The following is a 17356-nucleotide window of genomic DNA, read 5'->3' as shown; positions in this document are numbered from 1 at the left end:
CAAAAGGGCCTCAGGGCGTCTTGTCAGCGCGCTGTGATTTCCAGGCACGCACGGCGTCGGCCATGGTGGCCGGGGTCTCTTCCGGCAAGGCATGGCGGCGCCAGAGGTACTCGCCGACAAACATCAGCGCGATCAGGGGTCCCCCGAGCAGGTTGGCAAAGGTCGACCAGACGACGAGCGGCGCGAACAGGAACAGTCCGGTCGACACCAGTGCCATGCCGACAAAGAAAATGCTCCAGGCCCGGGTGACCTGCCGGGTGTAAGCCACCTGCGCCGGCGAGAGCACGCCGCCGTGCACGCGCCGCGCCATCTGGGTCACCAGCGACTCGTCCGGCCCTCTCAGGGTGCGCCCGAAAAAGACCGCCAGCAGGAGATAGACGCCCAGATGCTCCACGTAATAAAGCAGCGCCACCTGGCCCTTGAGGAAAGGCCACGCCCCGACCACTCCTGCCAGCACCGCGGCCCCGGCCAATGCCCCCAGCCAGCGCGAGGGCAGGCGCCACAGGCCCAGCGCCAGCGCCACGCTCATGGGTGTCAGCGCCAGGGCTGCGCCCCAGCCGGAAGACTCTTTGCCCGCGCTGGTGAAGTGGGCCGTCAACGCCCAGGCCACGGTCAACAAGGTCAATCCAATACCGCGAACCCAGCTCCACACCTTCGACGTGGCTCCGTTCACCCCGGCACGATCGGGCCCGACCCCACCAGCAGCCCCTTCGGGCAGCAGAACTTCAACGGAATCGGGCAAATGGGTTGACATCAGGGGGAAGTCGCTGGAGCGCGGTGTGGAGGGGGCGCGTCCCGACAGCATGGGCGCACAGTGCGGGTGTCGGGGTGGCATCTGAAGGTGCCGCGACAAGTCCGGATGAATGGGCTTCGATTTTAACGAGTCCCCTGCATGGCCTGACGAAGCCCCTCGGCAAGCGTGTCCACCGATTGAGGTCATACTCCCACGATGGGAAACACACCGCCTCTTCACGACGTCGTCATCCTCGGTGGCGGCCTGGCCGGGCTCACGCTGGCCATGCAACTGAAACGGCGCGAACCGGACATCGACATCCTGGTGCTCGAACGGCGCGCCCATCCGGTCCCCGAGGCCATCCACAAGATCGGTGAGTCGTCCGTCGAAATCGGCGCGCACTACTTCGACAAGGTGCTCGGCCTCGGTGAACACCTCAGGGAACGGCAGTTGCGCAAGTTCGGCTTCCGCTTCTTCTTCTCCGAAGGTCGGCGCGACATCGACCAGGTCACCGAAATCGGGGCCAGCCGCCATCTGTCGGTGCCCAGCTACCAGATCGATCGCGGTATCTTCGAGAACTTCCTCGCCATCGAAGCCCAGGAGCGGGGCATCCGCTTTGTCCAGACCGCCATGGTGCGGCAGGTCGAACTGACCGACGGGGAACCGGGTTCCCATGCGACGCACCAGGTGGTTTACGAACACCAGGGCGCATCCCACACCGTCAACGCGCGCTGGGTGGTGGACGCCTGTGGCCGCGCCGGCCTGCTCAAGCGCAAACTGAACCTGGCCGAACTCAACGACCACCCGGCCCATGCGGTCTGGTTCCGCATCAAGGACCGCATCCACATCGACGGCTGGAGCGACAACACCGCCTGGCGCGAGCGCTGCGACCCGCAGGCGCGCTGGCTCTCCACCAACCACCTGGTGGGCGCCGGCTACTGGGTCTGGCTCATCCCGCTGTCGTCCGGTTCGCACTCGGTCGGCATCGTGGCCGACCCGGCGATCCACCCACTCGCCACCATGGACACGTTCGACAAGGCCATGACCTGGCTGGAAAAGTACCAGCCCCTGCTGTTCGACGAACTCGACCCCAAGCGGGACCTGCTGCAGGACTTCGCCTTCTTCAAGCGCTTCTCCTACGGCTGCAAACAGGTTTTTTCGGCCGACCGCTGGGCCCTCACCGGCGAAGCCGGCCTGTTCCTCGACCCGTTCTACTCGCCGGGCAGCGACTTCATCGCCATCAGCAACACCTACATCACCGAACTGATCGCCATGGACCGGCGCGGCGAACGGCTGGGCGCGCGCGCGCAGATCTTTGACCAGCTGTTCCATTCGTTCTACGACAGCACGATGGTGCTGTACCAGGACCAGTACCCGCTGTTTGGCGACCCGGAAGTGCTGCCGGTCAAGGTGATCTGGGACTACACCTATTACTGGGGGGTGCTGGCCCAGTTCTTCTTCCACCAGCGCCTGACCGACCTCTCATCGCTCGCCGCTTTGCGCAGCGAACTGGCCGAGTGCCAGCAAATCAACGTGCTGGTGCAGGCGTTCCTGCGCCAGTGGTCGCTGGTGAGCCAGAAGCGCAACCCGGCGGTGATGCTCGACCAGGCCGAGATACCCTGGTTCGCGGAACTCAACCGCAGCCTGAACGACGATCTGGACACCGAAGGCTTCCAGGCGCGCATCCGCGAATCCCACCTCCGCCTGAAACAGCTGGCTGGCGAGATCATCCTGCGGGCCCTGGCCGATCATCCGGACCTCCAGGCCGGCGAACTGACCGCGTTGCTGCCGGCAACCGCTGACGCGGGATCGTTATCGAGCGGCGCCCGCATGCTGCCCGAAACCGTCTTCTGAAGCTCCGGACCCCGCCTCATCGCGGTTGGCCCGCCGCCCGCGGTTCGCCAGAGCGGAGAGACTATCATTCGGGGCTTCCAGCCGCCCATCGGCATTCCAGAGTCCCATCCCATGAATCCAAAGGCCCAGGGGGAACCAGGCCCAACCTGCGACGTGCTCGTGATCGGCGGCGGCCCGGCCGGCTCGACCGTGGCCAGCCTGCTGGCCGAGAAGGGGCACCACGTGGTGGTGCTCGAAAAAGCCCACCACCCCCGCTTCCACATCGGCGAATCCCTGCTGCCGGCCAACCTGCCGCTGTTCGAAAAAATGGGCATCGCCGACCAGATCAGGGCCATCGGCATGCACAAACCCGGCGCCGAGTTCGTGTCGCCCGATCACGAAATGGCACAGACGTTTCATTTTGCAGACGCCTGGGACAAGTCCATGCCCAGCGCCTACCAGGTCCGGCGCGCCGACTTTGACGAAATCCTGTTCCGCCACGCCGCCGGCAAGGGCGCACAGACGCACGAAGGCGTCAAGGTCACGAAGGTGGATTTTCTGGCCCAGGGCGGTGCCGACGTCAGCGCACGCTGCGACGACGGTCACGAGATGCAATGGCGCGCGCGCTTCGTGATCGACGCCTCGGGGCGCGACACCTTTCTCGCCAACCGTTTCAAGATCAAGCAGCGCAACCCGCGCCACAACAGCTCGGCCGTGTACGCGCACTTTGACGGCGCACAACGGCGCGAAGGCGCCGATGAAGGCAACATCACCATCTTCTGGTTTGCCCACGGCTGGTTCTGGTTCATTCCCCTCACCAACGGCACCACCAGCATCGGCATGGTGACCTGGCCGTACCACATGAAGACGCGCGGGCAGCGCAGCCTGCAGCAGTTCATGATGGACAACATCGCCACCTGTGCGCCGCTCGTCGAGCGCCTCAAGGACGCCCGCCAGGTCAGCCCGGCGGAGGCCACCGGCAATTTCTCCTACGTTTCGCAGCGCAACCACGGTGCCAGCTACCTGATGCTGGGCGATGCCTACGCCTTCATCGACCCGGTGTTTTCTTCCGGTGTCTGGCTGGCCATGCACAGCGCGGTGGTGGGCGCCGACACCGTCGACACCTGCCTGCGTGAACCGCGGCGGGCCGCTGCAGCGCTCAAGCGCTTCGACCGCGTCATGCGCCACGGACCGCGCGAGTTTTCCTGGTTCATCTACCGCGTCACCAACCCCATCATGCGCGACTTCCTCATGGGCCCCAGGAACGTGTTGCGGGTCAAGGAAGCGATCCTGTCGGTGCTCGCGGGCGACGTGTTCGGCAAGACGCCGATCTGGCGCTCGATCCTCGTTTTCAAGGCGATGTATTACACCGCCAACATCCTTCAGCCCAAGCGCGCGTTCATGGCCTGGCAGCAGCGCCGCTTCAACATCCGCAAGGTGGACGACCCCGCCATGTACAACGCATGACACCCAAGCACAGCCGTCGTCCGGCACGGCATCCCTTCCAGCGGCTCGCCGCCTGTGCCTTGCTGCTGTGCAGCGCTGGCCAGACCGCACACGCGGCCGAAGAAAAGCCCCTGTGGGAGGCCGGCATCGGCGTGGCCACCGTCAGCTTCCCGGCCTACCGGGGATCGGACCAGCACCACAACTTTCTCCTGCCCTCGCCCTACTTCGTCTACCGTGGCGAGTTCCTAAAGGCCGATCGGGATGGCGTGCGCGCACAGTTGTTCGACTCGGATCGTGTGGAACTGACCTTCTCGGCCGCGCTCTCGCCGCCGGCCTCCAGCGATGACATCCGCGCACGCGCCGGCATGCCGGACCTGAAGGCGAACTTCGAACTCGGGCCGCAACTGAACCTGACCCTCTGGCGCACCGACGATCGCGCCCGCCAGCTCAAACTGCTGCTGCCCCTGCGCGCGGCCTTCACGCTGGAGAAACAGTCCCGGAGCCTGGGCTGGGTGGTGCATCCCAAGCTCAACATGGACATCAGCGACCTGTCCGGCTTCCCCGGCTGGAACCTGGGACTGCAGCTCGGACCCCTGTTCGGCGACCGCAAGCAGCACGACTACTTCTACGGCGTCGATACCGCCTACGCCACCAGCGACCGGCCGGCCTACGCCGCGGGTGGCGGCTTTGCGGGCATGCAGGCCATCGTGGGCGTGTCCAAGCGCTACCCGAAACACTGGGTCGGTGCCTTCCTTCGCTACGACAACCTGAGCGGCGCCCGTTTCGTGGACAGCCCCCTGGTGCGCACCCGGAACTACGTCGCCGCCGGTGTGGCGGTGTCCTGGATCCTGGGTGAATCGACGACGCGTGTCCTGGTTGATGAGTGAGCACCAGCCGCCGGGCCGTCCGCTGTGGACGCTGTACGAGCATGTCGCCATGCTCATCGGGCTGGGCAGCCTGGCCGCGCTGTGTCTGGCCTGGCTGCCGTTTGCCATGCTGTTGCACCCGGTGCTGCCGCGAGCGCTCGGTGAGCGCCTGGGTCGCCAGGTCATCATGGGGGGGTTCCGCGTCTACCTGCGGCTGCTCGGCGCCTTGTGCGCCTGCCGTTTTGACCTGACCGCGCTGGACACCCTGCGCGACCAGGGGCCGCTGATCATCGCGGCCAACCACCCGTCCCTGCTCGACGCGGTGCTGATCATCTCGCGGCTGCCCAACGTGGTCTGCGTCATGAAAGCGGGCCTGATGCGGCATCCCTTGTTCGGTTCGGCGGCGCGACTCGCGCGCTACATCCGCAACGACGGCATGTTGCAGATCGTCCAGCAAAGCCGGGAGGCGCTGCAGACCGGCGCGCAGGTGCTGATGTTTCCCGAAGGTACCCGCACCAAGGCTTTTCCGCTGGACCCGCTGACGCCGACGCTGGGGCTGATCACCAGGCGCTCGGGCGCCCCGGTGCAGACCGTGATCCTGGAGTTTTCAACCCCCTACCTCGGCAAGGCCTGGCCCCTGTTCCGCAAGCCAACGCTCCCGCTGCACTGCCGCGCCCGCCTCGGTCGCCGGTTCGACGCCCCCAACGACCACCATGCGTTCACCCTGGAACTGGAAGCCTATTTCCGGCAGGAAATGACCCCGCCCGCCCAAGCCGACCAAGATGCCTGAGACCACACCCCCTCCTTCAACCACCCACCTGGTGTTGATCCCGAGCTACAACCCCGGCCCCGGGGTGCTGGAAACGGTGCGCCAGGCGCGCGCGCAATGGACGCCCGTCTGGGTCGTCGTTGACGGCAGCACCGATGGCACCGGCAGCAGCCTCCAGGCGATGGCCCAGGGCGACCCCGGACTGCGGGTGATCGTGCTGCCGGAAAACCGCGGCAAAGGTTCGGCCGTGCTCGAAGGCATCGACCACGCGGCCCGCGCCGGCTTCTCACACGCGCTCACCATGGACTCCGACGGCCAGCACCCGGCGGACCTGATCCCCACCTTCATGGCCGCTTCGTTGAACGCGCCCCAGGCCATGGTGCTGGGCAAGCCGGTGTTCGGCCCCGAAGCCCCCGCCCTGCGCGTCAACGGCCGCAAAGTGTCCAACGGCTGGGCGAACCTGGAAACGCTGTGGATGGGCATCGGCGACTCGCTCTACGGTTTCCGCGTCTACCCCATTGCTCCTTTGGCCCGGATCATGCGCGCCAATCCCTTCATGCGGCGTTTCGACTTCGACCCCGAAGCGGTGGTGCGGCTGTGCTGGGCCGGCGTGCGGCCGATCAACCTCGACGCGCCGGTGCGCTACCTCAGCGCCGAAGAAGGCGGCGTCTCGCATTTCAAATACCTGCGCGACAACGCCCTGCTCACCTGGATGCACACCCGGCTCTTCCTCGGTTTCGTGCTGCGCCTGCCGTTGTTGATCTGGCGCCGTCTGCGTGCCTCCGGAGATTGAACATGACCGAACCCCAAGAACGCACCGGCGCGCTGAAGGCCGACCCGCGCATGAAGCAGTATTTCGGCAGCGAAGACGAACGCCGCCGCATGACGCAGACCCTGTTTGACGAAGCCGCGCCGGGCTACGACAAGGCCGAGGCCCTGACAGGCCTGGGCAGCGGCGCCTGGTACCGGCGCGAGGTGTTGCAGCGCAACGGCCTGAAGCCCGGCATGGCCCTGCTGGACGTGGCCGCGGGCACCGGCCTGGTGACTGTGGCCGGCGCCGAACTGGTCGGGCCGCAAGGCCGTGTGTGGGCACTCGACCCCTCGCCGGGCATGCTGGCCGAGCTGCGCAAGAAGGTGGATGTGGAAACCATCGTCGCCTACGCCGAGGCCATTCCGCTGCCCGATGCGCAGGTCGATTTTGTGTCCATGGGCTACGCGCTGCGCCACGTGGGCGACCTGAACCTGGCGTTCGCCGAATACCTGCGCGTGCTGCGCCCGGGCGGTCGCGTCTGCATCATGGAAATCAGCCGTCCCCGCAACCGGCTGCTGCGTGGCCTGCTGCACTTCCATATCGGCGTGGTCGTGCCGGTGCTCGCACGCCTCACGCGCCGCCACGCAGACGTCCAGCGCCTGTGGGCCTACTACGGCGACACCATCGAATCGGCGCTCGAACCCGAGCTCATTCTCGATGCACTCAAACGCGCCGGTTTTACCGATGTGGACTGCTCGGTCTCCCTGGGCATTTTCCGCGAATACACCGGGCGCCGACCGTGAACACCACCGAGGTCTTCCTGATCGCGATGCTGATCATCTTCAGCATCCCCTGGCTGGTCTGGCGGGTCTTCAAGACCGACTATTTCGCGCCACTGGTGGTGGTGCAGATCGTCATGGGCATCGTGCTCGGCCCCGGTGTGCTGGGCCACTGGTTTCCGGCCTACTACGAATTCGTCTTCACGCCCACCGTGGTGCATTCGCTCAACGGCATCGCCTGGTGGTCGGTGATGCTGTTCGTGATGATCGCGGGCGTCGAGCTCGACCTCGGCAAGGCCTGGCAACACCGGCGCGAAAGCGGCATCACCGCAGGCCTCGCGCTGGGCGTGCCCTTGCTGCTGGGCTGCGGCGCAGCCGCCGTGCTGCTGGGTTTTGACGGCTGGATGGGCCCGAAGGCACAAACCTGGCAGTTCGTGGTGGGCATCGGCATGGCCTGCGCCGTCACCGCCCTGCCGATCCTGATCCTGCTGATGGAGAAGCTCGACATCCTGCGCCAGCCGCTGGGCCAGCGCATCCTGCGCTACGCCAGCCTGGACGACATTGCGATCTGGGGCGTGCTGGCGCTGATCCTGATGGACTGGAACCGCATGGGCAAGCAGCTGGCCTTCCTGATTGCTTTTGTCGTGCTGGGCCTGGCATTTCGCCGCCTCATGGCCTGGCTGGACGAGCGGGACCGGTGGTACGTGGCGCCGATCTGGCTGGCCCTGTGCGGCCTGGGTGCCGACTGGGCGGGCCTGCATTTCATGGTGGGGGCCTTCCTCGCCGGCGCCGTCATGGACGGTCACTGGTTCAACCAGGAAAAACTCGATCTGCTGCGCCATCATGTGCTGCTGGTGATGATGCCGGTGTTTTTCCTCTCCACCGGCCTGCGCACCAACTGGGCCGTGGGCGGCACCGAGGTGTTTGCGGCTGCCGCGCTGCTGCTCGTGGCCTCGGTGGTGGGCAAGCTGATCGGCGTGCGCATCGCCGCGCGGGTGCTGCGCTGGGCACCGGGCGAAGCCTCGATCATCGGCTGGCTGCTGCAGACCAAGGCGCTGATCATGATCATCTTCGCCAACATCCTGCTGGACAAACAGGTGATCACCAGCGAAGCCTTCACCGCCCTGCTGCTGATGGCGGTGGCCAGCACCATGCTGACGGTGCCGATGGTGGAGCCGCAGATGCGCCGCTCGAGGGCGCTGGCGGGCTCAGCCCCTCGAAACAGCTGAAGCCGCGCGGATCAGGAGCTGCTGCAGCCGACGCGCTCGACCTTGATCGAGCCCATCACCGACACGCCTTTGGCGGCGTTTTCGCCGCTCATGACGGTGGTGCCGCTGCTGGCCGAGGCCAGGCGGGCGCCGCAATGCAGCTTGATGTCCATGCCGCCCATGACGTTGACGGCCGCGCGCAGGCAGTACCAGCCGTTGGGGTTGAGCAGCTCGATTTCCGAGCCACCCATGACGTTCACGCCCGGGTTCACCATGATCAGGCTCGGGCCCGGCGTGACCTCGCGGTCAGCCGTGCCCTGGCCAATGCCGAACACCTTGACCGACGTGGCCAGCGTCCTGTAGGCGGGATTGGGGCCGAAAGGGTGTTCGCCCCAGGCTTTCAGGCAGGCTTGTAGCGCACCGCTTTCGCTGTCCTGGGCCTGGGCCGGACCGGCGGCGCCACCCAGGACAAGACAGGCGATCAGGGCGCCGCGGGTGAAGCGGTTGCGGAGGTGTGTCATGGGATTGAGGCTCCTTGGAGTGTTGTCTCGGCCGATGCGATCAGATCATCGCGCCGTTGATGGAAATCACCTGTCCCGAAATGTAGCCCGCCCGGTCCGAGACCAGGAAGGCCACCAGGTCCGCCACCTCTTCCGGGCGGCCCACGCGCTGCATCGGCACCAAACGTTTGACCATGTCGGCATCAAACGTGCCTTCGATCATGCTGGTGGCGATGAGCCCCGGCGCGACCGCATTCACCGTCACGCCGCGGCTGGCCAGCTCCAGCGCCAGCGACTTGCTCGCGGCGTGCAGCGCGCCCTTGGCGGCCGAGTAGTTCACCTGCCCGCGGTTGCCCGCCACGGCGGCGACCGACGAGATGCTGACGATGCGGCCCCAGCGCGTGCGCATCATGGGCATGGTCAGCGGCTGGGTCACGTTGAAGAAACCGTTGAGGGAAACATCGAGCACGCGGTCCCACTGCTCGCCGCTCATGCCGGGGAACACCGCGTCGTCGTGGATACCCGCGTTGTTGACCAGGATCTGGATCGCGCCGGCCTCGGTCAGCGCTTCCAGCGCGGCGGCCGTCGCCGCACGGTCGGTGATGTCGAAAGCCACAGCCTCGGCGCTGCCGCCATCGGCCACGATCTGCGCCGCGATGGCTTGCGCTTTCTCCAGGCCCCGGTTGGCGTGCACGATGACGTGGTGGCCGTCAGCGGCCAGGCGCTGGCAGATCGCGGCGCCGATACCACCGCTGCCGCCGGTGACGAGGGCGCGCCTGCTTTTCGCTGAAGAGGTCATAAGGTTTGAGCGTCGAGCACCACCGAGGCCCGGCCTTCGATCAGGCAGCGCTCGCCGTGGTGGAGGTGGAACTGGTAGAGGATGAGTCGCGCATCACCCGAGAGGCGCTCGGCGGTGATCCGCAATGGCCCGGACTGGTGATCCAGCCGGTCCACGTGCAGGCTGAGGCCGCGCACGCTGGTGAGGTAGCCCTGGGTGGGCGCGGCGGCCGACTGCGCGAGCAAGGCGCCGTGCACCGCCATGGCCTGCGCGGCGTACTCCACGCCGGTCGCCGCGCCCAGGCGGTCGGCCGCACGCAGGGGATTCAGGGGGTCGGTGTGACTCAGCGTGTCACAGACGATGCGCTGCTCGCTCCATTCGAGCACATTCTCCAGCAGGCACATGCTGCCCTGGTGGGGAATGTGGGCGGCGATCCAGTCGCGGTTCAGCACGGTTGCAGGTCCACCTGAAGCTGCATGGGTGCGAGGTAGTCGAGCACCACGGGGCCGGCCGCGCCGCGCGCCAGGCGCCGCAGCAGGGGCAAGGCACGCAGGGCCGGGATGTTCTGGCGCAGCCCTTCGAGAGCCGCGTCCTCCAGCACATCGGCGGACGCCCGGCTGGGTGTGACCGTGATCGACGCCAGCGAAGCCTCGCTGCGCTGCGCACTGAGCAACAAGGCCACGCCACCGCAGTCGGGCGTGTCGCGCTTGGCGTGCAGCGGTTCGGGGTATTCGCTGTCGTAGGCCACCAGCAGCACCGGCTGGCCGTCCAGGGCCACCTGGGCCAGGGCATCCAGCAGGCCGGCGCCGAAGCTGGCGTCGAACGCGCCCAGCACCTGGCAAGGCGCCATGCTGCGCGTGGCGATGCCCCAGTAGCCGGCGGCGGCGTTGTGCACCGAGTTGTGAAAGCGCGTGGGTGAAATCTGGCGATCCTCGCCCGCGAGCTGCTCGCACAGCGAATGGCAGTTGTGGCCGTCGGCGCCCGAGGCGGCGAACACGGTGGCCAGCGTGGACGCGTCGGCGCCCGCGTGGGTCACGGCCTCCTGCCCCACGCCCAGGCTGAGCCGGATGACACGGCTGGCGCGGCGGCGCTCGGCCGGGGGCAGCAACAAGGGCACGGGCAACACGCTCGGTGCGGACTCATAGGCCGCATCACCACGCAGCACCGCCGCGGCGGTGGCCCAGTCGGGCAGTCCGGGCGCAATGAGGCCGATACCGTTGATCCAGGCTTGCAAGGGTTGAGCTTTCATTCCGCGATCCCCAGCACAAGACTGCAATTGCTGCCACCAAATCCGAACGAATTGCTCAGCGCATGGCGCAGCGGCGCGTCGGTGCCGTGCAGCTGGTAACGGATCGGTATGGCCGGGTCCAGCGAGCCGGTGCCGGGGCTGCCGGGCAGGCGGCCATCGGTCAGTGCCATCGCGCAGATGATCGCTTCGATCGCGCCCGCCGCGCCCAGTGTGTGGCCCATGTAGCCCTTGGTCGAGTTGCCGGGCACGGTGTCGCCGAACAGCGCACTCACCGCCTGGCCTTCGGCCGAGTCGTTGGCGGGCGTGGCCGTGCCGTGCAGGTTGATGTAATGAATGTCACTGGCGCCCAGGCCCGCCGAGCGCAGTGCGGCTTCCATCGCCAGGCGCGCGCCCAGGCCCTGCGGGTGTGGCGCCGACATGTGGTACGCGTCGCTGGACTCGCCTGCGCCCAGCAGCAATGCGGTGCCCGGCGCAGGCTGGTCCGGTCGCTCCAGCAGCGCAAACGCTGCCCCTTCGCCGATGGAGATGCCGTCGCGCGCCGCGTCGTAGGGCCGGCAGGGCCGGGATGAGGTCAGTTGCAAGGAAGCAAAACCGTACAGGGTGGTCAGGCAGAGGGTATCGACACCGCCCACGATGGCTGCGTCGATCTGGCCCAGCGCGAGCTGGCGTGCCGCCGCGGCAAACACCTTGGCGCTGGACGAGCAGGCGGTGGAGATCGCCATCGCCATGCCCTCCAGACCGAAGTAGTCGCGCGTGAACTCGGCGAGCGAGAACGCGTTGTGCGTGGTCCGGTAATGGAAATCGTCGGGCAACGCGCCGCTGACCGGATCGCGCCGCCGGTAGGCCAGCTCGGTCTGCAGGATGCCGGCGGTGCTGGTGCCCAGGAACACGCCCACACGATCGGCGCCGTAGCGAGCGACGGCCTCACGCACGCGCTGCGCGAACCCGTCGGTCTCCAGACCCATCAGGGTCAGCCGGTTGTTGCGGCAGTCGTAGCGGGCCAGCGCCTCGGGCAGGCGCTGCGCATCGACACCCGCGACCTCGCCCACCCAGGTGTCGAGCGCCACCGATTCAAAGGCACAGGGAGCGAGTCCCGAGCGCTCGGCGCGCAGGGCCTCGCGGTTGGCCGCCAGCCCTCGGCCCAGGGCGGTGGTCAATGTGTAAGCTGAGAGTTGCAGTGGGGTCACGTGAGGCGGTGGAACGTCTAAACCCGCAGTGTAGAGGAAGGCACCGATCAGACCGGCACCCGGCAGACCAGCATCACGTTGGCAAAGGGCTTGCCTTCACTCATGGGTTCGGTTTCAACCTCAAAGCCCAGCGCGGTCAACAGCGCCTGCCATTCGGCCAGGCTGCGGCAGTGGAGGCGCGGCGGACGGCGGCTGCGCGCCAGGGTCACCGCGCGGTCGACCCAGTTCGACATCAGAAAGGGCCAGCCCGCTTCGGCGTCACCGACACGTGTGAGGAACAGGCCGCCGGGCGGCAGGGCCGCGCGAATGCGTCGCAGCAGGCGCTCTTGCGAGGCGGGGTCCACGTAGTGCAGCGCATCGAGGACGGTGACGGTGTCCACCTGACCGACATCCACCTGGGTCATGTCGCCCTGCTCCACCTGCACCAGCGGGTGGTGGCCGCCGAACGCCGCCACCGCGCGTTCGACATCGCGCGACATCAGTTCCACGCCGCGCAGGCTCTGGAAACGGGGCGCGGGCGCCCAGCCGGCCGGCCACTGCCCGCGCTCCGACAGGCGCTGCGCCGCCAGCAGCCAGGCGAACAGGCAACCCTGCCCGCAACCGAGGTCGAGCAACCGCCCGCCCCTGGACAACAGGCCGCGCCGCAACAGCTCCCGGAAGATCGGGTCACCGCCCAGCTTGCCCCACGCATGGAAAAAAGCGAAACGGCCTGCCGCCCAGAACAGGCGGCTCGCGTCGGCGCGCAGGATTTTCAGAAACACCCGGGGCGCTGGCCCAGCGCCGCCCTGCGAGCTCGCTTGGGAGCGGCCCGGCGCTTCGCTCATTCGAATACCTTCGCCCTGCGGGCTGCGGTGCGAGCTCGCTTGGGAACGGCCCGGCGCTTCGCTCATGCCAACGCCTGCTGAAGCGTCACGGCCCGCAAGGACTCGGCTTTCAGCCGGTCGAGCAGCAGCGGCAAGGTGGCCAGGATCACCGGCTGCCCATCAGGCGTGAGCGCGGCGTGACCGTCGTGCATGAGCAGGATGTCGCCCGGGCCCAGCCCTCGGGTCAGGCGTTGCAGCACCTGCTGCGGGCGACCGTCGCGTGTGTCGTAGGGCCGGCGGGTCCAGGCGGCCAGCTGCAGGTCGAGCCCGGCGAGCACCGGCTCCAGGAAGGGGTTGCGCAGGCCGGCGGTGGGCCGGAAAAACAGCGGCGCCTGGCCGGTGATGTCCGAGAGCGTGGCCTGGGCGGCCGCGACGTCAGCACGCATGCGCCGGGGGCCGAAAAGGGAAAACGCGTTGGAGTGGGAGTCACCGTGGTTCTCGACCCGGTGACCGCGCGCCACGATCTCGCGGCAGAGCGCCGGGTGGGCCCGCGCGCGCCAGCCGATGCAGAAAAAACTGGCCTGGGCGCCGGCCGCGTCCAGCAGGTCGAGCACGCGCGGCGTGACCTCGGGGTCGGGCCCGTCGTCAATGGTCAATGCCAGTTCGCGCCGCGCAAGCGCTGCCGCCGGCAGGCGCGTCAGATTGGGGCCGAGCAGGCTGGAGCGCGGCAACAGGCCGGCCACCGTGATCACCGCGTGATTGAGCGCCACGGCCCCCAGTGCCCAGGGCCAGACGGCTGGCACGGCCACCGTGCCCAGCGCGGCCCCCGCGTGCAGCAGCGCAGACGCCTTGATCGCGGGGGGAACGGTCCAGGGCCGGCTCATGGCAACGCCGGGAAATGCCCCAGGGAGAGGAAACGCTGCCACAGCGGCAACCAGACCGCCCAGTCGTGTTCGCCCGGCAAGGTGAGGTGGGTCGCTTCGGGCAGGTGCCGGGCCAGCAGGCGCATGCCATCGGCAAAACGGTCCTGCGCCCCATAACCCATGAACACCGGCACCTGCGGCACGGGTTGCCGGAGCCACTGCCAAAGCCGCACGTCGGGGTCGCTCTGCTGATCGGGACCCGCCTGCCAGGCATGCAGCCCGCCGGCGCGGTCGATGGCGTTGGTGGTCAGCCGACCACCCGCGTAAGGAGCGAGCAGGCACAGGCCGTGCACCTCGCCCGCGCGCCCCGCCAGGCAGGACAGCGCCAGTTGACCACCGCGCGAAATGCCCCCCAGCCACACCCGCCGGTAGCGCGCGCGTGCCGGCGCCAGCCAGTCCTGTTCCAGGGAACGCAGCGCCAGCTGGTTGTCGGCGCCCTCGGCGTGCAGGTCGGGCGCGATCAGGTCCAGCGCCAGACGCTGCCGCTGCACCTCGGCAAACAGGCCGGCCTGCACCATGTGCTGCGGCGTCATGAGGGCCCCCGGCAGCATGAGCAGCACGCTGTCGGCGCCGCAGAGCTGGCTTTCGGTCGGCTTCATCGGTCCGCTGCCGCCTTCGGATACACCAGCACGGCCGCCAGCAACATCGACATCAGCGCCCCCGGCCCCACGGTGATGCCGATGGCGTTGAGCACCGGCACGTTCGACGTCGCCAGGGCACCAAAACCGATGGCCGTGGTGACGGTCGCCACCGACAGCGACATCAGCGTGGCCGCGTCCAGCGGTTCGCCGCCGGCCGGGCGGTCAAAAAACAGCGCGTAGTTGGAACCCACGGCCACGGTCAGCAGCATGCCCACCAGGTGCAGCAGGTGCAGGCGCTGGCCCGACAGGTGCAGCGCCGCGATCACCACCGTCACCGTGATGACCAGGGCCAGCAGCACGCGCAGCAGGCGGCCGGGTGAGCGCAGGGTCACCGCGAGCAGCACCACGATCGCCAGGAAGCCCAGCAGGGACAGCTGGACCGCCTCGCCCACATAGCCGCCGTACATCGATTCGAACTCGGTCTTGAGGTCGACGAACACCGCGCCGCTGCCCGCCAGCGCCGCACGCAGGCGCTCGACCGGCAGGCTGGCATCCGGCGTTCCGGGCGCCGGACGCAGCGGCATCATCACGTTCCAGCCACCGTTCTGGCCGGGCATCAGCATCGAATCCACCGCCAGCGCCAGCGCACTGCCGTCGAGGTCGGTGCGCTGCATCGCACCGGCCGTGCGCGCCGCCTGCACGTCGGCCACAAACGGGCCGAGCCGGGAGGCGGACAGCGGCGAGTCGACCAGGGCCACCTGCAGCCGCGCCTGCAGCACCGCCGCCTCGGGCAGGCTGGCCAGTCGCTGCTGCTGCAAGCGGGCGCTGGGCAGGAAGCGGGCCGGGCTGTCGTAGCCGCCGATCACGCCTTCTTCCACCAGCCGGTCGAGTTGCTGACCGGCGCGTTCGGCCGCCTGCAGTGCCAGCTCCGCACTCGGGGCGTGGATGCTGACCAGGTAGCGCGCATCGGGTGCGGCCAGGTCGTCGCGCATGCGCGCGTCGCTCTCGGCCTCGACCTGGCTCACGGTGGACAGCGCCGAGAGATCGGCGTGCCAGAGGTCGTCGCGCTGCTGCCAGAGGTAGGCCAGCGACACCACCGCCAGCAGGCCCACCACCGCGCGCAGCCGCCAGGCCTGCCCCAGCAGGGCATGCACCCGCTGCACCCAGGCCCCGGGCGCCGGCACCTCGAACGCGCTACCGGCCAGCACAGGCAGCATGAAACGCGTCACCAGCGCCGCCGTGACCACGCCGGTCAGCGCGTACAGGCCGAGCTGGGACAGCCCGGGAAAGCCCGAAAACAGCAGGGCGCCGAAGCCCAGCGCCGACGTCAGCACGCCCAGCCTCACGGTGGGCCAGAACTGCTGGCGCCAGGCGGCCAGACCCGTGCGCCCCGACTGCACGAAAAAGTAGATGGCGTAGTCCACGGCCTCGCCGATGAGGGCCGTGCCGAAGCCGATGGTGATGCCGAACACCGTGCCGTGCACCAGGCTCACCACCACCACGCCCGCCAGCGCGCCGCTGAGCATGGGCAGCAGCCCCAGTGCCAGCAGCCGCGGCGAGCGGTAGACCCAGAGCAGCACCCCGGCGATGCCCAGCATGCTGATGAGCAGCAGCCGCGAGGTTTCCTGCTTGATGGCCTCGCGCGCCTGGACCGCAAACTGCCCGGGGCCCGACATCTGCAGCACCAGACCGGTGTGGCCCGTGGCCTGCACCGCCTGCGCAAACGCTGCGTGCACTCCGTCGATCGCGGCCGACTGGCCGTCGGTGTCCGAACCCAGCGCGCGTGTCTGCAGCAGCAGCATGGCGCGTTCGCCGTTGCGCGAGGCCCAGACACCCGCGCGCATCTGCGGCTGCGAGGCCGGATTGAGCTGGCCCAGAACGGCCAGCACTTCCCCCGTGGGGTCGTTCAACAGATAGGGCTTGAGCAACAGCCCGGCGGGCGACGAGAGCAGGTCGATGGTGTCGGTCACGGCCGCCAGCAGCCCCGCTTCGGTGAAGCGCTCGGGGCTCACCGCGGGGCTGAGCTGGTAACGGTGGCGCAGCAGCACATCGCGCTCGCCTTCCAGACCGCCCGCTTCGCCGTTCTGCACCGACACATAGGCCGGATCATCGGCCAGGCGCTGGCGCAGTTCGCGCGACACGGCCGCGCGCTGTGCATCATCGCCCCCCTCCACCGAAACCATGAGCAGGCGCGAGACCGTACCGTCGCGCAGCTGGCTGGTGAGCGCCTGCTGTTCGGCACTCGGCCGCGACGGCAGGAAAAACGACATGTCGGCCGAAAAACGGCTGTTCCAGACCACCGCCACCCCGGCCAGCATCAGCGCCAGCCAGACCAGAAACACCCGGACCGCGGCCGACCTCATGGGGAAACCTCCGTCCAACGGACTGCGGTGCGAGCCCCTTCGGGCGGCCGTGCGGCGCTCATGGGGTTTCTATCGGCTCGATGCTGATTTCCGAACGGTCTCCGTCGACCTGCAGGTACTCGATGTGGCGGACCTGACGCTCGCCACCGCTGACGGTGATGCGCTGGAGCAAAGCTGCGATGGCGGGTTCGCTCGGCACCAGGGTCAACACCCACTGGCTGCTCTCTCCTTGCAGATCAAGCGTGTAGTTCTTCTCCAGGGATTTGCGATTGCCCGACAGCGTGCTGCGGATGCTGTCCACAAACGCCAGTGCCTCGGGGCGGCTGGCGAGGCTGATGGAGAGCTTGCGCTTGTCGCGCTCCATGCTGAGCATGTCCTTGTCCAGCACCAGGGTCTCGGGCTTGGGCAACAGGGTGCGCTTCTCCAGCCGGTCGGGCGGGCTATACACCATCTCGCCGCTGGCCTGGACCGGCTTGTCGAGCAGGGCCATGTGCCGCTTCTCGACAAAACGCGCCCGGCCACCCTTGTGGCCGGCCAGATCGGTCATCAACTGTTCGATGTTGTATGCGGCCTGGGCGGCCGTCATG

The 17356-nt window shown here is 68.2% G+C and carries 18 protein-coding genes; 7 read left to right on the top strand and 11 right to left on the bottom strand.

The window, feature by feature from the left end; genetic code table 11:
- Window positions 1-10: 10 nt before the first annotated feature.
- Window positions 11-619, bottom strand: coding sequence for a COG4648 family protein (locus AC23D4_RS00970; RefSeq protein ID WP_487623679.1), 609 nt, complete (start codon window positions 617-619; stop codon window positions 11-13).
- A gap of 330 nt (window positions 620-949) precedes the next feature.
- On the opposite strand from AC23D4_RS00970, the gene AC23D4_RS00965 reads away from it, so the two are divergent.
- From AC23D4_RS00965 to AC23D4_RS00935, 7 genes are all read left to right on the top strand, one after another.
- A complete protein-coding gene (locus tag AC23D4_RS00965; RefSeq protein WP_472888481.1) occupies window positions 950-2587 on the top strand; it encodes an NAD(P)/FAD-dependent oxidoreductase in 1638 nt (545 codons plus the stop codon).
- Window positions 2588-2698: 111 nt separating this feature from the next.
- A complete protein-coding gene (locus AC23D4_RS00960; protein ID WP_472888480.1) occupies window positions 2699-4033 on the top strand; it encodes an NAD(P)/FAD-dependent oxidoreductase in 1335 nt (444 codons plus the stop codon).
- On the top strand, window positions 4030-4899 hold the full coding sequence (locus tag AC23D4_RS00955) for a MipA/OmpV family protein (protein WP_472888479.1): 870 nt from the start codon (window positions 4030-4032) through the stop codon (window positions 4897-4899). The genes AC23D4_RS00960 and AC23D4_RS00955 overlap by 4 nt, the downstream gene beginning before the upstream one ends.
- On the top strand, window positions 4865-5668 hold the full coding sequence (locus AC23D4_RS00950; RefSeq protein WP_487623678.1) for a lysophospholipid acyltransferase family protein: 804 nt from the start codon (window positions 4865-4867) through the stop codon (window positions 5666-5668). Before AC23D4_RS00955 ends, AC23D4_RS00950 begins: the two co-directional genes overlap by 35 nt.
- Window positions 5661-6440, top strand: a complete 780-nt coding sequence (locus AC23D4_RS00945; protein ID WP_472888477.1) for a glycosyltransferase family 2 protein — start codon at window positions 5661-5663, stop codon at window positions 6438-6440. The genes AC23D4_RS00950 and AC23D4_RS00945 overlap by 8 nt, the downstream gene beginning before the upstream one ends.
- 2 nt (window positions 6441-6442) lie before the next feature.
- Window positions 6443-7201, top strand: coding sequence for a class I SAM-dependent methyltransferase (locus AC23D4_RS00940; protein ID WP_472888476.1), 759 nt, complete (start codon window positions 6443-6445; stop codon window positions 7199-7201).
- Window positions 7198-8406, top strand: a complete 1209-nt coding sequence (locus AC23D4_RS00935; protein WP_472888475.1) for a cation:proton antiporter — start codon at window positions 7198-7200, stop codon at window positions 8404-8406. Before AC23D4_RS00940 ends, AC23D4_RS00935 begins: the two co-directional genes overlap by 4 nt.
- An 11-nt stretch (window positions 8407-8417) precedes the next feature.
- Here the strand turns inward: AC23D4_RS00935 and AC23D4_RS00930 are convergent, their stop codons facing one another.
- From AC23D4_RS00930 to AC23D4_RS00885, 10 genes are read right to left on the bottom strand one after another with little or no spacing between them, the layout of a single operon-like run.
- Window positions 8418-8906 (bottom strand): hypothetical protein, encoded by a 489-nt coding sequence (locus AC23D4_RS00930; RefSeq protein ID WP_472888474.1) that lies wholly within the window; start codon window positions 8904-8906, stop codon window positions 8418-8420.
- Between the two features lie 40 nt (window positions 8907-8946).
- Window positions 8947-9684, bottom strand: a complete 738-nt coding sequence (gene fabG, locus AC23D4_RS00925; protein ID WP_472888473.1) for a 3-oxoacyl-ACP reductase FabG — start codon at window positions 9682-9684, stop codon at window positions 8947-8949.
- Window positions 9681-10067: a hotdog family protein gene (locus AC23D4_RS00920; protein ID WP_487623733.1), complete on the bottom strand. Its 387-nt coding sequence runs from the start codon at window positions 10065-10067 to the stop codon at window positions 9681-9683. Before AC23D4_RS00920 ends, fabG begins: the two co-directional genes overlap by 4 nt.
- Before the next feature lie 41 nt (window positions 10068-10108).
- Window positions 10109-10912, bottom strand: a complete 804-nt coding sequence (locus AC23D4_RS00915) for a beta-ketoacyl synthase chain length factor (protein WP_472888471.1) — start codon at window positions 10910-10912, stop codon at window positions 10109-10111.
- Window positions 10909-12099, bottom strand: a complete 1191-nt coding sequence (locus AC23D4_RS00910; protein WP_472888470.1) for a beta-ketoacyl-[acyl-carrier-protein] synthase family protein — start codon at window positions 12097-12099, stop codon at window positions 10909-10911. Before AC23D4_RS00910 ends, AC23D4_RS00915 begins: the two co-directional genes overlap by 4 nt.
- 47 nt (window positions 12100-12146) lie before the next feature.
- Window positions 12147-12989 (bottom strand): SAM-dependent methyltransferase, encoded by an 843-nt coding sequence (locus AC23D4_RS00905; protein ID WP_472888469.1) that lies wholly within the window; start codon window positions 12987-12989, stop codon window positions 12147-12149.
- Window positions 12986-13786, bottom strand: a complete 801-nt coding sequence (locus tag AC23D4_RS00900) for a polysaccharide deacetylase family protein (RefSeq protein ID WP_472888468.1) — start codon at window positions 13784-13786, stop codon at window positions 12986-12988. The genes AC23D4_RS00905 and AC23D4_RS00900 overlap by 4 nt, the downstream gene beginning before the upstream one ends.
- Window positions 13783-14424: an alpha/beta fold hydrolase gene (locus tag AC23D4_RS00895; RefSeq protein ID WP_472888467.1), complete on the bottom strand. Its 642-nt coding sequence runs from the start codon at window positions 14422-14424 to the stop codon at window positions 13783-13785. The genes AC23D4_RS00900 and AC23D4_RS00895 overlap by 4 nt, the downstream gene beginning before the upstream one ends.
- Window positions 14421-16769 carry an MMPL family transporter gene (locus AC23D4_RS00890; RefSeq protein WP_472888466.1) on the bottom strand — a complete coding sequence of 783 codons (2349 nt, stop codon included), beginning with the start codon at window positions 16767-16769 and terminating at the stop codon, window positions 14421-14423. Before AC23D4_RS00890 ends, AC23D4_RS00895 begins: the two co-directional genes overlap by 4 nt.
- A 58-nt stretch (window positions 16770-16827) precedes the next feature.
- The gene (locus AC23D4_RS00885) at window positions 16828-17355 is read right to left on the bottom strand and encodes an outer membrane lipoprotein carrier protein LolA (RefSeq protein ID WP_472888465.1); all 528 of its coding nucleotides are present in this window, start codon (window positions 17353-17355) and stop codon (window positions 16828-16830) included.
- Window position 17356: the final 1 nt, after the last annotated feature.

Source organism: Hydrogenophaga sp. L76 (assembly GCF_057654755.1).
This window is presented reverse-complemented; position numbering and strand designations above follow the sequence as displayed.

Bases quoted from the DNA above. Each gene is read 5' to 3' on its own strand.
- AC23D4_RS00965 (WP_472888481.1), top strand. From the start codon at position 950: ATGGGAAACACACCGCCTCTTCACGACGTCGTCATCCTCGGTGGCGGC.
- AC23D4_RS00960 (WP_472888480.1), top strand. From the start codon at position 2,699: ATGAATCCAAAGGCCCAGGGGGAACCAGGCCCAACCTGCGACGTGCTC.
- AC23D4_RS00955 (WP_472888479.1), top strand. From the start codon at position 4,030: ATGACACCCAAGCACAGCCGTCGTCCGGCACGGCATCCCTTCCAGCGG.
- AC23D4_RS00945 (WP_472888477.1), top strand. From the start codon at position 5,661: ATGCCTGAGACCACACCCCCTCCTTCAACCACCCACCTGGTGTTGATC.
- AC23D4_RS00940 (WP_472888476.1), top strand. From the start codon at position 6,443: ATGACCGAACCCCAAGAACGCACCGGCGCGCTGAAGGCCGACCCGCGC.
- AC23D4_RS00930 (WP_472888474.1), bottom strand. From the start codon at position 8,906: ATGACACACCTCCGCAACCGCTTCACCCGCGGCGCCCTGATCGCCTGT.
- fabG (WP_472888473.1), bottom strand. From the start codon at position 9,684: ATGACCTCTTCAGCGAAAAGCAGGCGCGCCCTCGTCACCGGCGGCAGC.
- AC23D4_RS00920 (WP_487623733.1), bottom strand. From the start codon at position 10,067: ATGTGCCTGCTGGAGAATGTGCTCGAATGGAGCGAGCAGCGCATCGTC.
- AC23D4_RS00915 (WP_472888471.1), bottom strand. From the start codon at position 10,912: ATGAAAGCTCAACCCTTGCAAGCCTGGATCAACGGTATCGGCCTCATT.
- AC23D4_RS00905 (WP_472888469.1), bottom strand. From the start codon at position 12,989: ATGAGCGAAGCGCCGGGCCGTTCCCAAGCGAGCTCGCACCGCAGCCCG.
- AC23D4_RS00900 (WP_472888468.1), bottom strand. From the start codon at position 13,786: ATGAGCCGGCCCTGGACCGTTCCCCCCGCGATCAAGGCGTCTGCGCTG.
- AC23D4_RS00895 (WP_472888467.1), bottom strand. From the start codon at position 14,424: ATGAAGCCGACCGAAAGCCAGCTCTGCGGCGCCGACAGCGTGCTGCTC.
- AC23D4_RS00890 (WP_472888466.1), bottom strand. From the start codon at position 16,769: ATGAGGTCGGCCGCGGTCCGGGTGTTTCTGGTCTGGCTGGCGCTGATG.
- AC23D4_RS00885 (WP_472888465.1), bottom strand. From the start codon at position 17,355: ATGACGGCCGCCCAGGCCGCATACAACATCGAACAGTTGATGACCGAT.